Here is a 15,174-nt window from a genome sequence, read left to right as displayed (position 1 = left end):
CTATAAAAAACGCTATTGGAACGAAAGCCAATGAAAAAAGAAAAACAACCCATAATGTTATCTTTATCAAATTATATCCATTCCATCATAGCAGACGAAAACAGCTCTTTGAGAAACCAGAGAACCGATTTCTGATACAAAAGCCGTTGCCATGCTCATCACATATGGAATATAATTTATTTTAGCCATCGGCCTAAAAGAATCAGTACTTACTCTTAATGTGTCTAAGCAAAATAATATAATAATTAAAAGGCGATGTCTTTGCCTCTAAGGGCGTTACATCGTCTATATGCGCCCCCCTTCAATACGGAAAACACAAACTCCGAAACTTCGCTGATGAAAGATCGCTGGAAAAGACTGTGACACAGGAGATTATAATTGATAAAATTCTGAGCCTTTAATCCTATTTTATGTAAATATTCAGTGAAATTAGTAGTCTAGAATTTTCGCGATCAAGGTCAATGGGAGCGTTGTGGGTATTTTGATGTTGTTTGTTTCTTAGCTTGATTTTTCATTTTAAATCGACAATATAAGATCGGGAGGTTGGTGGTGGACGGATTGCTCGCCAACCGGGTCAGATCTGGAAAGAAGCAGCCCTAACGAGTTTTATGCGGGTCACTATGTCAGCCTCCTACCTTACTAAGCGAATTGCGTTTTCGTTATTTTTAGGTACAGTGCCCTTAGTTTTTTGCGATAGCGCTTTAGGAATCGTGAAGAGAAGGGTTTCGGGTGTCCTCAGATGAACCACTCCCTTTCCTTCAAACAAATAAATTGGTTGAGATGAAGATCTTTTTGTATGAAGGTGGATTCCTCAATCTGTTTTTTCGCGTCTTTCAAAAATATCCAAGGAAGCTTCAAGATTGGAATCATTGATGGAAAATATGCCGGCAGAAACGATTTACCGCGTTCTCGCGCGCAAATATCGGCCTCAAAATTTCTCTGATCTTATCGGCCAGGAAGCGATGGTGCGTACTCTTACTAACGCTTTCGAAACAGGGCGTATCGCGCAAGCATGGATGTTAACGGGAATTCGTGGGGTAGGAAAAACCACAACAGCGCGTATTTTAGCCCGTGCTCTCAACTATAAAACAAACGATATTGACCGGCCAACTACCACTTTTAGTACAATTGGTGAACACTGCGCACAAATCATCAAAGGCTGCCACATCGATGTCGTAGAAATAGACGCAGCTTCGCATACTGGCATTGATGATATCCGTGAAATCATTGAACAAATACGTTACAGACCTGTTTCTGCGCGCTACAAAATCTATATCATAGACGAAGTCCATATGCTCTCGACGCAAGCTTTTAATGGCCTATTGAAGACACTTGAAGAACCACCGCCACACGTAAAATTTATTTTTGCGACGACAGAAATTCGCAAAGTGCCCGTTACAATTCTTTCGCGCTGTCAGCGTTTTGACCTAAGACGCATCGAATCAGAAATTTTGGTGGCCCATTTGCGAAAAATCGCCGAACATGAAAAAGTTGAAGCAGAAGATCAAGCATTGTCTATAATTGCACGTGCTTCAGAAGGTTCTGCACGCGACGCGTTATCTATTTTTGACCAAGCAATTTCCCACTCTAATGGTAAAGTTAGTGCCATTTCAGTGCGCACAATGTTGGGATTATCTGATCAAACACGTATCATTGATCTATTTGAATTTATTATGAAAGGAGACATTGTCGGGGCGCTAAACGAATTACGTAGTCAATATAATGCAGGGGCTGATCCTTTCATCATGTTAACGGAATTAGCCGATTTTAACCACCTAGTTACACGATTGCGTTTAACACCAGAAATAGCAGAGAATCTACCATTTACGGAAAGTGAGCGTCTGCGAAGCTTAGACTTTTCGCAGAAACTTTCCATACGTGTTCTTTCTCGAACCTGGCAGATGCTACTCAAAGGTCTACAAGAAGTTAGTCAAGTTGCGCACCCTATCCAAGCAGCCGAAATGTTGTTAATTCGTCTCACCCACGCTGCCGATTTACCAACTCTTGATGAAGCTTTAAAAAAATTTACTCAAGAAAAAGAGCATTCTTCAATTATTCACCGCACTGCCCATGAAAAAACACAAAACGTGCATAATACTGCGATAACTGAAGCTACGTATCCGGGTTTTCCTTCAAAAATTTTAGATGTATCACAAAACCAGAAAAATTTCGAAATACACTCGGAAAATCAGCCTAGCCTTTCCTTACAACCGGAAAATCCATTAAAAATTCAAACGCCTGAAAATACGGACTCCTTAGAAAAGGCAGAAATCTCTAAAGTTTCCCAAACCACTGAGCTCTTTAAAAATAGTGAAAATTTACAAAAAAAACCTTATCAATCAGTAATGGAAACCGAAAAACAAAAGCCCGCGACCATCAATTCTTTAGCTGATATCATTGACCTGGCTGAACGGCATAATGAAGTGCATTTCAAATTACTTATTAAAGAATTTGTCCATCCCGTTTCTTTTGAACCAGGACACATCACTTTAAGATTTACCGAAGACGCTCCACGTTCACTGGCCCACGATATAAAAAAAATGCTGCATAAATGGACAGAACAACACTGGACCATAACTCTTGTTGATAAAGGAGGCGGGCCAACTTTACAGGAAGAAGGCGTTGCCGTCCAAGAATCTCTTTTTTCTGATGCACAAACTGACCCTGAGGTCGCGAAAATCCTTAACCATTTTCCAGGAGCAAAAATTGTAGATATCCGTCTGAAAAAACGAGAAAAAGACCTTGATTTATCCTCCTATATCTTAAAAAACGAAAATGATAATAACACAAATGATGAATAAGAAAGTCGATCCCTATGCGTGATATGATGAGCATGATGAAAAAAGCCAAAGAAATGCAAGAAAAAATGCGGCAAATCCAAGATGAAATAGCTAACTTACAAATAACTGGTACAGCTGGTGGCGGGCTCGTCAGTGTCACCTTGAACGGCCAAAATACCATAACGGCGATCAAAATTGATCCTTCACTAATCAAACCCGAAGATACCGAAATTCTTGAAGATCTTATTATGGCAGCTCATAATGAAGCAAAAGTAAAAATTGAAGCGGCGGCTGCAGAAAAAAACCAAAGGATAACGGTAGAATTAGCGGGATTACCACTTCCACCGGGTTTTAAACTCCCCCTTTAATGAATAAAATTTGATATAATTTCCTGGAATAATAATTTATGTCTAAGCATATTGCAGGCCCTGAAATTGAGCATCTCATCCAACTTCTAGCGCGGATACCTGGTCTCGGCCCGCGTTCAGCACGACGTGCGGCGCTTCATCTTATCAAAAAAAAGGAAACATTGCTGGAGCCATTAGGGGCAGCAATACGGGAAGCAGAAAACAAAGTTCGCATCTGTTCTGTTTGTGGCAATGTCGATACAGCTGATCCTTGTTCAATTTGCACAGATCCCCGCCGCGATGATACAACGATTATTGTTGTTGAAGATATTTCTGATCTTTGGGCCCTCGAACGCGCCAAAACTTTATCAGCACGTTATCACGTATTAGGTGGGCGACTGTCTCCGTTAGATGGAATAGGCCCTGACGAACTCAATATTACCTCGTTGATAAACCGTGTTATTAATGGCTCAGTCGCAGAAGTTATTCTAGCTGTTAACGCCACCGTTGAAGGACAAACAACGGCTCATTACATCACCGATCAACTCTCTAATTTCTCAATTAAGATTACCAGACTCGCCCACGGAGTGCCGGTCGGAGGGGAACTGGATTATCTCGATGATGGGACTTTGGCGGCTGCTCTACAAGCAAGAACACATTTTTAAAACTCTTTTTCCTTTCCCATCATATCTATTTTACTTAAAATAAAGTATCAAAATGCCAAGTAAAAACAATCCATCTCTCCTGAATAATTTTGGTCCCGGCATCTTATTGTGTGTGCTCATATCAGCGTTAGCCTACGGTTTAGAAATCGCGGAAAAATACTTTTTCGCAGAAGCATGGCTTGAAAGCCTTGTTTTAGCGATCTTATTGGGTTCATTTGTCCGCAGCTATTTTCACCCTCCTCAATATTTTCAAAAAGGGATAAACTTCTGCGCCAAAACGCTTCTCGAGATTGCTATTGTGCTTTTAGGTGCGAGTATCAGCGTCCAAACTGTTCTTTCAGCAGGTTGGAACTTGCTTATCGGCATCGTATCCATTGTATTTGTAACTATTCTTGCCAGTTTTTTTATTGGGCGGCTTTTTGGGCTTTCTGGACATTTAGCGATGTTGGTTGCTTGCGGTAACGCTATTTGCGGTAATTCGGCCATCGTTGCGACCGCGCCCGTTATTAATGCTAAGCATTCAGACATAGCTGCATCAATCGCCTTCACCGCCCTTTTAGGAATTATTGTTATTTTTGTTCTGCCCTTTTTGCAGCCGCTTTTAAATTTATCTTTTACTCAATACGGTGTACTCGCAGGCATGACCGTTTATGCTGTGCCGCAAGTTTTAGCGGCAACAGCGTCTGTATCTTTCGTAAGTGTTCAAATTGCAACAATTGTCAAACTCGTACGGGTTTTAATGTTAGGCCCTCTCATTCTTGTTTTATCGATCATCTATCGCAAATCAGGACAAATACACTTACGTTTACACACCCTCGTTCCTTGGTTTATCATGGGTTTTATCGTGATGATGCTCGCGCGATCAAGCGAACTCATTCCCGAAAGTGCCCTCACCCCCATTAAGTTCATCACCCAATTATTCACTGTCATTTCAATGGCAGCATTAGGACTGGGAGTTAATCTTCATTCATTAAAAGATGCAGGATGGCGTGTTATAATTACTTCAATATGCTCTATCCTTGTCCTAGGCGTACTCACCTTGACTCTGATAGAGTTTATGGATCTTAGTTCATAATGCTTTAAAACAGTGCATTAAATAATTTATTTTCTTTAGCACGGCTTACAAACAGGCAAAGATTCTCGCCGTCATTTAAAAAATAACACCGTTGCTGTATTTTAAAGGGTGATAATACTGTTCTTAATGCACAATCATTCCTTAAATTGGCCCCGCGATGCGGAAACACACAAGCCCGCAGGGAACGTATGCCGTCTTCCCATTTTATTTATTTTGGCCAAGCTTAAAATTATCTACATAAAAGGCCGCAATATTAGACTTTTATGTAGATAAATTTTACAAAGAAATAAAAGAACAACGATAACTCTCCTGTTTCAGTTACGACCCTCTTTTATTGACAGTAAGCTTACAGCGCAGCTTCCTAAAATTGTTAACGCTTATCGCGTGTTTCAAAAAAGAAAAATATTGTATTTCCTTCAGAGATAACATACAAGTGGGGTGGCGGCATAGTAGATGTCAGCAGTGTATCGTGAAATATCTCAGAAATGATGTTGTCCGATAGAACAGCAAAATGCGTAAACAAACCAAAAATACCGAAAAATTATAGCTGACCTTTTGTTTAGCATTATATTCGGCTAAAATGTCCACATGCTTATTCTTGCCATAGACACCGCTTCAATTTATTGCGCCGTTGCGCTCGTTCGTCATAAGTCTGTTATTGCACGCATCAGCGAACGTATGAACAAAGGTCACGCCGAAAAACTCATTAGCCAAATTATACAAATAACCAACCAGGCTGATGTCACACTTGATCAAGTTGATCGTATTGCCGTGAATATCGGACCGGGGTCGTTTACGGGTATACGTGTAGGTGTTTCCGCCGCGAGAGCTTTAGCTCTAGCCTTACAAGTACCCGCTATCGGAGTAAGTGCACTGGAAGCCTTGGCTGCGCAAGTAATTTGTGAAAATAGCGCATCGGCCATCACTGCTGTTATTGAAGCCGGTAGAGAAATGTTCTATTTTCAGAATTTTGATAAAAATCTCATAACTCTGAGCCAACCCAGCTTAAAAACACTAGAAAATGTTGTTGCAGATCTGCCTCCACAGACCGTATTAACCGGCCCAGCAGCTGAAATCATTACTCTGTACATTAAAAATAATAAACTGGACGCGATCACCCCATCAAATCAAATATCTTGCGAAGCGGCTGACATCTTAACTTATGCCCGCCTTGCTGCAAATAAACAACCACAAATTCCGCCTCGTCCGCTCTATCTGCGCGGCGCTGACGCAAAACGACAGACTAATTTTTCTTTGCCGCTCAAAAAATAATGGCCAGACTTTCGTTAACAAAAAAGCATTTTTGGATTGCACCATTGCAAACTGGTGACAGCACCCTTCTTCACGAAATTCACCAAAACTGTTTTACGCCAGCTTGGGAAGAACGAACATTCGATACTTTTTTACAGGACCGCTCTATTTTCGGTTATAAAGCCTCTCCCATCGGGAAACCTACTCAAATTTTAGGATTTTGCTTATGCCGCCTTATTCTTGACGAAGCGGAAGTTATTACTATCGCTGTCCAGCCTTATAGCCGCCAACAAGGAATCGGTTATTTGCTCATTGACAGCATACTCCGTCGCCTACACTTTGAGCGCGCCGCCAAATTATTCCTAGAAGTAGAAGAAACTAATCTCCCTGCTTTAGCTCTTTACCAACGTTTCAAATTTAAAAAAATTGCTAAGCGCCTTGCTTATTATCAATCACAAAATGGCCGCATAAATGCAATCGTTATGCAAAAAACTTTCACGCAAGCTGATTGAGGTTTGCATAAAAAATGTTTAGAAGCATAATTATGAATCGGATTAATTCTAAAAATGCGCCTTCTGCCGCTCCTAAAAAGGTTTTTATCAAGACCTATGGATGCCAAATGAATGTCTACGACAGTCAGCGAATGAATGACAGTCTGAGCGCACAAGGTTACGTTACAACGCACACACCGAGTGATGCCGATCTTATTTTGATCAATACTTGCCATATCCGTGAAAAAGCAGCAGAAAAACTCTATTCTGATCTTGGTCGCTTGCGGATCATGCGTCGGGAGCGCGTATCCGAAAAACCCTTGATTATTGGTGTCACCGGCTGTGTTGCACAGGCCGAAGGCAGCGAAATTTTGCGACGCGCGCCAACCGTGGATTTCGTCATTGGGCCGCAAATGTACCACCGCTTGCCAGAGTTGTTAAAGCAAGTTAAACGGGGAGAGAAAATCGTCGAAACGAGCTACGCTGTCGAAGATAAATATACTTACCTGCCACCTCATAATAAAGGCGCCGTAAGACAACGAGGCGTCAGCGCGTTTTTAACGGTACAAGAGGGTTGCGACAAATTTTGCACATTTTGCGTTGTTCCTTACACACGAGGCGCCGAAGTATCGCGGTCTGTCGAGCAAATTACCTATGAAGCGCGCCAACTTATCGAAGCAGGAGTGAAGGAGATTACGCTTCTCGGACAAAATGTCAATGGTTGGCACGGACAAAGTGCTGATGGTAAAGCTTGGCGCCTCGGCGATTTGCTTTATCATCTCGCCAAACTTGATGGTCTAAAGCGTTTACGTTATACAACGAGTCACCCACGTGACATGGACGAAAGCCTCATTGCCGCGCACCGAGATCTTGATATGCTCATGCCTTACTTGCACCTTCCTGTTCAATCAGGTTCAGACCGTATTCTAAAAGCGATGAACCGTCAGCACAAAAGCACCCATTATCTTCATATTATTGAGAAAATTCGCGCTGCGCGGCCCGATATTGCTTTTTCAGGGGATTTTATTGTGGGATTTCCAGGTGAGACCGACGAAGATTTCGAAGAAACCATGAAGCTCGTTGAGCAAGTAGGCTACAGTTCAGCATATTCTTTCAAATATTCACCCCGGCCTGGAACACTTAGTGCAACAATGAAAAACCACGTTGATGAAGCAGTAAAAAATTCTCGCCTTCAGCGTTTGCAGGCACTACTTCTTGATCAACAACATGCGTTCTTACGCTCTAAAATTGGGCAAACAACAGATGTCCTCATCGAAAAATCTGGCCGCCACTCCGGACAAGTAGTGGGCCGTTCACCTTGGCTCCTACCCGTTGTAGTGAACACACAAGCTGCCGCGGGTACGGTTATGGCAATTTATATTAAAGATGCAAGCTCAAACAGTTTTGTTGGTGAAAAAGTTAATGCATGAAAATGCCTTTAAAGTATCAATTTCAAAGAAGAAAACTATTATCGGGTTTACGGTCTCTAAGAGGCAGCTATTGCCTTTACTGGCGTTCATCCCCAAAATCCGTCATATTTAACAAATACAGGAGAAAAGGTTGAAGGGATCAACCCAAAAACTAAACCGCATTCAAAAAAAAATAAGTATTTCCTCTGACAATATTGCTGTCACTGAAAAAGCTAACGCATTGGACAGCGATCATGTTATTTTAACTTTTGACGATAATAACTACGCAAAGGTAGTTTTTGGTAAATTTGATGAAAATCTTACCTATATTGAGCAAAAGCTCGGGCTTTATATTTGTCCACGCGGGAACGAAATTTTGATCCGTGGAGGAACCACTGCCGTAAAACGCGCACAATACGCGCTAAATCAACTCTATGAACGAGCGAAAACCAATCAAGAGCTCACGTTATCGGATACAGAGGGCGCAATTAATATGGCAAATTTGTCAGATAAACAGCAAGAATCACCCCAAATAAACCGATTTTCAGCAAAACACGCACCAGCGCGCTTGAGTGCCTATAAAAAAACGATCCACGCCCGCACCCCAGCACAAAACGCTTATATACGAGCGATGGAATGTGCTGAGCTTGTTTTTGGTGTAGGTCCAGCGGGAACCGGTAAAACGTACCTCGCTGTTGCTTACGCAGCAATGCTCCTAGAACGCGGTATTATCGAACGAATTATTCTATCGCGTCCCGCTGTCGAAGCGGGAGAACAGCTTGGCTTCCTCCCCGGTGACCTTAAAGAAAAAGTTGACCCCTATTTACGACCGCTCTACGATGCTCTTTATGATATAATGCCTGCTGGAAAAGTAGAGCGTGTTTTAGCTTCTGGAGTTATAGAAATCGCTCCTTTAGCTTTTATGCGCGGGCGGACACTGACTCATTCAGCTATTATTCTTGACGAAGCACAAAACACCACCCCTATGCAGATGAAAATGTTCCTTACACGTCTTGGAGAAGGAGCAAGAATGGTTGTAACAGGCGATGTAAGTCAAATTGACTTGCCCGCAGGACAAAAATCGGGTTTAATAGAGGCGACCCGTATTCTCTCACACATAAAAAATATCGCGGTCGTTCATTTTGGTGAAAAAGATGTCGTGCGCCACCCTCTTGTTGCTGCCATTGTTCGTGCTTATGCTCGTGATTCTGATGAATGAAAAAAAGAATGCTAGTTTGGTGCTTCTTACCAAAAAATGAGCCGGGCTCGTTATGATTATTATTGATATAACCATTCAGAGCGCTAAATGGGGGAGTAAGGGGGTACTTTATGATATCAGTGAAAAAGTACTGACCGCCACGATGCAGCATTTTTCGTTTAATAAAGTAACAAGCGAGCTTAGTCTGCTTTTCACCGACGATGAGCGTATGGCGCAGATTAACGCGCGATGGCGCGATAAGAATAAACCCACTAATGTTTTATCTTTTCCTGCTTTCCCTTTAAAAGCTGGGCAACGCCCCGGGCCGATGCTCGGTGATATTATCATCGCGCGAGAAACCGTTATGCGTGAAGCAGAAAAAGAAGGAAAATCATTTCGGGATCATTTGACGCATATGATTGTCCATGGTGTCCTCCATCTTCTTGGTTATGATCATGAAACAAACGATGAAGCTGATCAAATGGAAGAGTTAGAGAGAGAAATTCTTCGAAAGCTTTCTATAAAAGATCCCTATACTGAACTATGTTAAAATGCTAAAAAGCGGATTTTTAAAAACAAGCATTATATTTACAAAGCCTGCGATGTCTCGTACGTCTGTTATAAAAAGAAAATTTAAAAGATTTTAGAACCATGGTGGATAAAGTTAATACACAAAATAACAGCCAGATACCCCCTAACACCGAAGATCCCTCTCAGCGGGCAAATCATACAAGAAAAGACTCACTGTTGGGCCATTTATTCTCGTTCTTACGTGGCCGTAATCGTGCATCATTGCGCGATAACTTTACTGACGTGCTAGCTGCCGATAACGAGAAAGGCACAAAGCCCTTTTCACCTGAAGAGCGCGTTATGTTACATAATATTCTACGTTTGCATGAAGCGCGTGTCGACGATATTATGATTCCGCGTTCTGAAATTGAAGCGTTAGAAATAAGCTCCTCTCTTGGAGAAGTCCTAAAATATTTCGAAAAAATTGGCCATTCCCGCATGCCCGTTTACGCTGAAACTTTAGATGATCCGCGAGGTATGATCCATATCCGCGATATCCTGAACTATATGACCCGCTTTATGACGGGCTCGACCGAGGATAAACAGAAATTCGATTTGCTCCAATTAAGCCACGCAGATTTACATAAGCCTATCAGCGAGCTAAACCTCATTCGAACAGTTCTGTTTGTTCCTGGTTCTATGCTTGCAAGCCAATTATTAACACGTATGCAAGCTACACGAACACAAATGGCTTTGGTCATTGATGAGTATGGTGGCACAGATGGTTTGGTTTCTATAGAAGATATTGTTGAATTAGTCGTCGGTGATATCGAAGATGAACATGATAATGCTGACAATGTTATTATCTGCGAACCCGATAATAAATGGCTCGTTGATGCAAAAACTGAATTAGAAGATGTAGAAAAAGCTCTGGGTCCTGATTTCGTCGTTGGAGAATATGGTGAGGAAGTCGATACTATCGGCGGCTTGATCGTTTCTATTCTTGACCGTATTCCTTCAAAAGGTGAAATTATTGAAGCTATACCCGGTTACCAATTTCGCATTTTAGAAGCCGATAAGCGCCGAATTAAGCGGTTACGCATTCTTCGTATCCCCAAAAATGAACATCTTGAGGGAAACACTATTCCTGAAGGATGATCAAGTGTTTTTAACTAAATTTACGTTCCTATTGTCTTCTTTAACCGGCTGGAAACGGCAGGCGGTTGCCTTTCTGTGCGGCGCGCTTACATCTTTTACGCTCCCCCCTTTTTATTTAACACCTATCAATTTTTTAACTTTTCCTGTCTTCGTCGTCTTACTCGATTCAGTGAATACTACCCAAAATACAAAAAAACGCCTTCTAATAAGTGCACTGACTTGTGGAAATTTTGGCATCGGTTATTTTGTTTGCAGCCTTTGGTGGTTGACCAATGCCTTATTAATAGACCCATCTACTTTTGCTTGGGCGTTGCCGTTTGCTATTTTGGGCCCGCCAATTTACCTCGCCCTTTATTGGTTTTTTTCCGGCTTCATTGCCGGTTTTTTGTGGACAAAGGGAATAACACGTTTCTTCGTCTTAGCTTTTGCATTGGGATTAGCTGAGTGGCTGCGCGCTACCTTATTCACAGGTTTTCCGTGGAATGCTCTTGGTTATACAGCTATGCCGATACCGGTCCTCATGCAATCAGATGCAATCGTTGGACTTTATGGAATGAATATTCTCGCTGTTTTAACCTACAGTCTCCCTGCTGTGTTATTGACAGACGAAAAGAAGCGATTGGCTCTTTTTCTTTGTTTCTTCCTTATATTAATCCATAGCGGCTTCGGATTTTACCGCCTACATATGGCACCTGACATAGCTGATTATCAAACAAGCAGCCGTTTTTGGGTGCGCATCGTTCAGCCTTCCGTCCAACAAAATGTGAGATTAAATGACACCGCACAAGAAGCTGTATTCGCAACCCATATAAACTTAAGCACAACACGAACGGTCAACAAAAATCCCGAACCCGACTTTATCGTATGGCCAGAGGCATCTGTTCCATACATCCTCGATAATAACTCCTCTGTAACAATGCGCATTGCCTCTGTTCTCAAGTCCCAACAATGGGCTATTATAGGTGCTGTACGAATTAATCGCGACCCATCTAACACCCAAACGCAATATTTTAACACAATCGCAGTTATTGACGCTAAGGGTGATATTCTTAACACTTCTGATAAATTACATTTAGTCCCTTTTGGTGAATATCTCCCTTATCAAAATTTATTCGACAAAATTGGATTACGCGCCCTCGCTGATGATGTTGGTGGATATAGCGCAGCCACTGAGCGTAAAGTTGTAACAATGCCAAACGGTTTTTCCTATCTGCCACTCATTTGCTATGAAGCCATATTCCCTAATGAAATTACTTTCACAAATCCTTCGCCTCAAGCAATTATTAATATTACAAATGACGCGTGGTTTGGCGTGACGCCCGGCCCGTACCAACACTTTCAACAAGCGCAACTCCGTGCTGTTGAGTTGGGAATACCCCTCATCCGAGCAGCTAATAATGGAATATCAGCCGTTGTTGATCCCTATGGGCGAGCTATTACCACTCTTAAACAAAATGCTGTGGGTGTCCTCGATTTGCCGATTCCAGCGCCGATTATCCCCATATGGAGCAATGAATACAGAATATTCTTCACTTTCATCTTATTCATTCTTATGCTATTGTGCCGTTTTAGTTTTGGTTCTACAAAACAGCTTTAATGATTGAGTGCTTGTGCACGATATTATGTTGTGCATACGGGTAGCGTTGGGGAAATATTTTGATTTTATGATAAACTGACCCAGCGTGTTACTGTTGTCGGTTTAGAGGCGAAGTACTGAAAATAAAGAGTTGCATTATGGCCGAAACTAGAAAAAAACCTGATCCAATAGATGTTTACGTTGGAACCCGTATCCGTTTGCGTCGTAATATATTAGGCTTGACTCAGGAAAAACTAGGTGAGAAGCTTGGCATCACTTTTCAACAGGTTCAAAAATATGAAAAAGGTACAAATCGCGTCGGTGCGAGCCGTCTTCAAGCGATTGCAGAAATTATGGATGTCCCTGTTTCTTATTTTTTCGATAAAGGAACCAGCGCCAAACCCGTAGAAGGCTTTTCTGAAGATGATAGCAATTTTATGGATTTTTGCTCCAGTAGTGAGGGAATCCAGTTGATGCGTGCTTTTACAAATATATCTGATTCTAAAGTGCGTCGAAAAATCATTGATTTAGCAAAAGCTCTTTCTGAAGAAGACCCAATAGACGAGCTTTAAGAATAAATACATCTATCCTTTTTACATCCCTTCCCAAATTGGCATTGACGATTTTCTGTGGGGTTGGCAAATAGGGTGGAGCTTTTATTGCGCGATTAATAGAATATAGGTTTTCTTTTTTAAGGAAGTTTCCATGCCGCACCGAGATTATCTCTTTACCAGTGAATCAGTATCCGAAGGGCACCCCGATAAAATTTGCGACCGTATTTCCGACGAAATTGTTGACATGATCTATAGAGAATCCCGAAAAACAGGTACTGATCCGTGGTTGGTGCGAATCGCGTGTGAAACTTTGGTCAGCGTAAATCGTGTTGTTATTGCCGGTGAAGTACGTGTGCCGAATACATTCTTTAAAAAAGATAAAAACGGTAATTTTGTCTATGATGAATCTGGTTTCCCTGTTATTAATCCTACCCGTTTTCGCGCAGTCACACGCCGTGCTATCCGCGCTATTGGTTATGAACAAGAAGGCTTTCACTGGAAAACAGTTAAGATTGATGTTCTCTTGCGCCCGCAATCGGCTGATATTGCACAAGGAGTCGATAACGCAGTAGATCGCCGAGGCGAAGAAGGAGCAGGCGATCAAGGTATTATGTTCGGATATGCTTGTCGCGAAACCCCAGATCTCATGCCTGCACCAATTTATTATGCACATAAGATCTTAAAATTACTCGCTGCGGCCCGTCATCAGAAAGAAGGAGAAACTAAAAAACTGGGACCAGATGCCAAAAGCCAAATCACAATACGGTATAAAAATGGGAAACCCGCAGAGGTCACATCGATTGTTCTTTCAACACAGCATTTAGATGAAAATTGGGATTCAAATAAAGTACGTACAGTGGTTGAACCCTATATTCGTCAAGCTTTACAGGATATTCCTATTTCTGATCAATGCAGCTGGTATATTAATCCAACAGGAAAATTTGTCGTCGGTGGTCCCAAAAGCGATGCAGGATTAACCGGCCGCAAAATCATTGTTGATACTTATGGTGGAGCAGCTCCCCACGGCGGCGGGGCTTTTTCGGGAAAAGACACCACAAAAGTTGATCGTTCGGCGGCTTATGCTGCACGATATTTGGCCAAAAATATCGTCGCAGCCGGTTTAGCAGAACGGTGCACTATCCAACTTTCTTACGCGATTGGCATCGCACAGCCAGTTTCCATTTACCTTAATTTTCACGGAACAGGAAAAGTGAGCGAAGATGTTCTCGAAGAAGCAATTCGCAAAATAATGGACCTTTCACCAACAGGCATTCGTAGACACCTTGACCTCAATAAACCTATTTACACTAAAACGTCTGCTTATGGCCATTTCGGCCGCAAACCAGAACGCGATGGCTCATTTTCATGGGAAAAAACTGATCTCATTAAAACTCTTAAAACAATAGTTAAAATACCATGATTGTACATCAAGGACGTATAAGTGAGGCCTTTTTTGGTCGCCGGCGTGGAAAACAGTTACGTGATAATCAACTTGCGCGTATGCAAACTCTTCTTCCGATTCTCAACATTGATTTAAACAAACCTGCACCCACAGATCTAACATCTTTATTTTCCAGTGAAGTAAAAGAAATCCGACTCGAAATCGGCTTTGGTGGAGGCGAGCACTTACTTCACGAGATGGAATGTTTCCCGCAAACAGGATTTATTGGTATCGAACCCTTCACCAATGGCATGGCGAAATTATTAGCGTATATCGAACAGAGTAAAAAGCATCAAAATTATTTACGCCTTTATGATGATGACGCCACGCATCTTCTTGATTGGCTACCTGACGCATCACTCGATGGAATAGATTTACTCTATCCTGATCCATGGCCTAAAAAAAAGCATTGGAAACGGCGCTTTATTAACGTAAAAAACCTCGATCGGTTTTCAAGAGTTCTTAAAATAGGTAAAAAATTGCGCTTTGTCAGCGATATAGACACTTACGTGAACTGGACGCTATACCATTGTGCATACCACGACAGCTTTGAATGGCAAGCAGAAAATCCTGAAGATTGGAAGATCCCTTATCCACTGTGGCCAGGCACCCGCTATGAAGCAAAAGCTTTGCGCGAAGGCAGGACTCCTGCTTATCTCACTTTTATTAAGAAATAAGTAGCGAGATGCTTTCATCACAAACAGCTTGAAAAATTTTGA

At 41.9% G+C, this 15,174-nt stretch carries 14 protein-coding genes and 1 other RNA gene; all 15 read left to right on the top strand.

Annotated elements, in window-relative coordinates:
* The first annotated feature begins 538 nt into the window (after positions 1 to 538).
* The 15 genes from ffs (at position 539) to trmB (ending at position 15,132) form a co-directional block, all read left to right on the top strand.
* Positions 539 to 635: signal recognition particle sRNA small type (gene ffs, locus BANH1_RS07125), an RNA gene on the top strand.
* Positions 636 to 872: 237 nt separating this feature from the next.
* Positions 873 to 2,801, top strand: coding sequence for a DNA polymerase III subunit gamma/tau (locus BANH1_RS00840; RefSeq protein WP_015397562.1), 1,929 nt, complete (start codon positions 873 to 875; stop codon positions 2,799 to 2,801).
* Positions 2,802 to 2,815: 14 nt separating this feature from the next.
* Positions 2,816 to 3,148: a YbaB/EbfC family nucleoid-associated protein gene (locus BANH1_RS00835; RefSeq protein ID WP_015397561.1), complete on the top strand. Its 333-nt coding sequence runs from the start codon at positions 2,816 to 2,818 to the stop codon at positions 3,146 to 3,148.
* A gap of 38 nt (positions 3,149 to 3,186) precedes the next feature.
* Positions 3,187 to 3,792: a recombination mediator RecR gene (gene recR, locus BANH1_RS00830; protein WP_015397560.1), complete on the top strand. Its 606-nt coding sequence runs from the start codon at positions 3,187 to 3,189 to the stop codon at positions 3,790 to 3,792.
* Positions 3,793 to 3,844: 52 nt separating this feature from the next.
* Entirely contained in the window at positions 3,845 to 4,867 is a 1,023-nt protein-coding gene (locus BANH1_RS00825; protein WP_015397559.1) for a YeiH family protein, read from the top strand.
* Positions 4,868 to 5,455: 588 nt separating this feature from the next.
* Positions 5,456 to 6,139 carry a tRNA (adenosine(37)-N6)-threonylcarbamoyltransferase complex dimerization subunit type 1 TsaB gene (gene tsaB, locus BANH1_RS00820; RefSeq protein WP_015397558.1) on the top strand — a complete coding sequence of 228 codons (684 nt, stop codon included), beginning with the start codon at positions 5,456 to 5,458 and terminating at the stop codon, positions 6,137 to 6,139.
* The gene (gene rimI, locus BANH1_RS00815) at positions 6,139 to 6,630 is read left to right on the top strand and encodes a ribosomal protein S18-alanine N-acetyltransferase (protein WP_015397557.1); all 492 of its coding nucleotides are present in this window, start codon (positions 6,139 to 6,141) and stop codon (positions 6,628 to 6,630) included. The genes tsaB and rimI overlap by 1 nt, the downstream gene beginning before the upstream one ends.
* Before the next feature lie 32 nt (positions 6,631 to 6,662).
* Positions 6,663 to 8,039, top strand: coding sequence for a tRNA (N6-isopentenyl adenosine(37)-C2)-methylthiotransferase MiaB (miaB, locus tag BANH1_RS00810; protein WP_041582874.1), 1,377 nt, complete (start codon positions 6,663 to 6,665; stop codon positions 8,037 to 8,039).
* Positions 8,040 to 8,169: 130 nt separating this feature from the next.
* Positions 8,170 to 9,237 carry a PhoH family protein gene (locus BANH1_RS00805; protein ID WP_015397555.1) on the top strand — a complete coding sequence of 356 codons (1,068 nt, stop codon included), beginning with the start codon at positions 8,170 to 8,172 and terminating at the stop codon, positions 9,235 to 9,237.
* 52 nt (positions 9,238 to 9,289) lie between these two features.
* Positions 9,290 to 9,766 carry an rRNA maturation RNase YbeY gene (ybeY, locus tag BANH1_RS00800; RefSeq protein WP_015397554.1) on the top strand — a complete coding sequence of 159 codons (477 nt, stop codon included), beginning with the start codon at positions 9,290 to 9,292 and terminating at the stop codon, positions 9,764 to 9,766.
* Positions 9,767 to 9,867: 101 nt separating this feature from the next.
* Positions 9,868 to 10,884, top strand: a complete 1,017-nt coding sequence (locus tag BANH1_RS00795; protein ID WP_015397553.1) for a hemolysin family protein — start codon at positions 9,868 to 9,870, stop codon at positions 10,882 to 10,884.
* Positions 10,847 to 12,481 (top strand): apolipoprotein N-acyltransferase, encoded by a 1,635-nt coding sequence (lnt, locus tag BANH1_RS00790; protein WP_041582871.1) that lies wholly within the window; start codon positions 10,847 to 10,849, stop codon positions 12,479 to 12,481. Before BANH1_RS00795 ends, lnt begins: the two co-directional genes overlap by 38 nt.
* A 137-nt stretch (positions 12,482 to 12,618) precedes the next feature.
* Positions 12,619 to 13,032: a helix-turn-helix domain-containing protein gene (locus BANH1_RS00785; protein WP_015397551.1), complete on the top strand. Its 414-nt coding sequence runs from the start codon at positions 12,619 to 12,621 to the stop codon at positions 13,030 to 13,032.
* A gap of 133 nt (positions 13,033 to 13,165) precedes the next feature.
* The gene (gene metK, locus BANH1_RS00780) at positions 13,166 to 14,434 is read left to right on the top strand and encodes a methionine adenosyltransferase (protein ID WP_015397550.1); all 1,269 of its coding nucleotides are present in this window, start codon (positions 13,166 to 13,168) and stop codon (positions 14,432 to 14,434) included.
* A complete protein-coding gene (gene trmB, locus BANH1_RS00775) occupies positions 14,431 to 15,132 on the top strand; it encodes a tRNA (guanine(46)-N(7))-methyltransferase TrmB (RefSeq protein ID WP_015397549.1) in 702 nt (233 codons plus the stop codon). The genes metK and trmB overlap by 4 nt, the downstream gene beginning before the upstream one ends.
* Positions 15,133 to 15,174 lie beyond the last annotated feature (42 nt).

Source organism: Bartonella australis AUST/NH1, assembly GCF_000341355.1.
GTDB classification, from domain to species: Bacteria; Pseudomonadota; Alphaproteobacteria; order Rhizobiales; family Rhizobiaceae; genus Bartonella; species Bartonella australis.
This window is presented reverse-complemented; position numbering and strand designations above follow the sequence as displayed.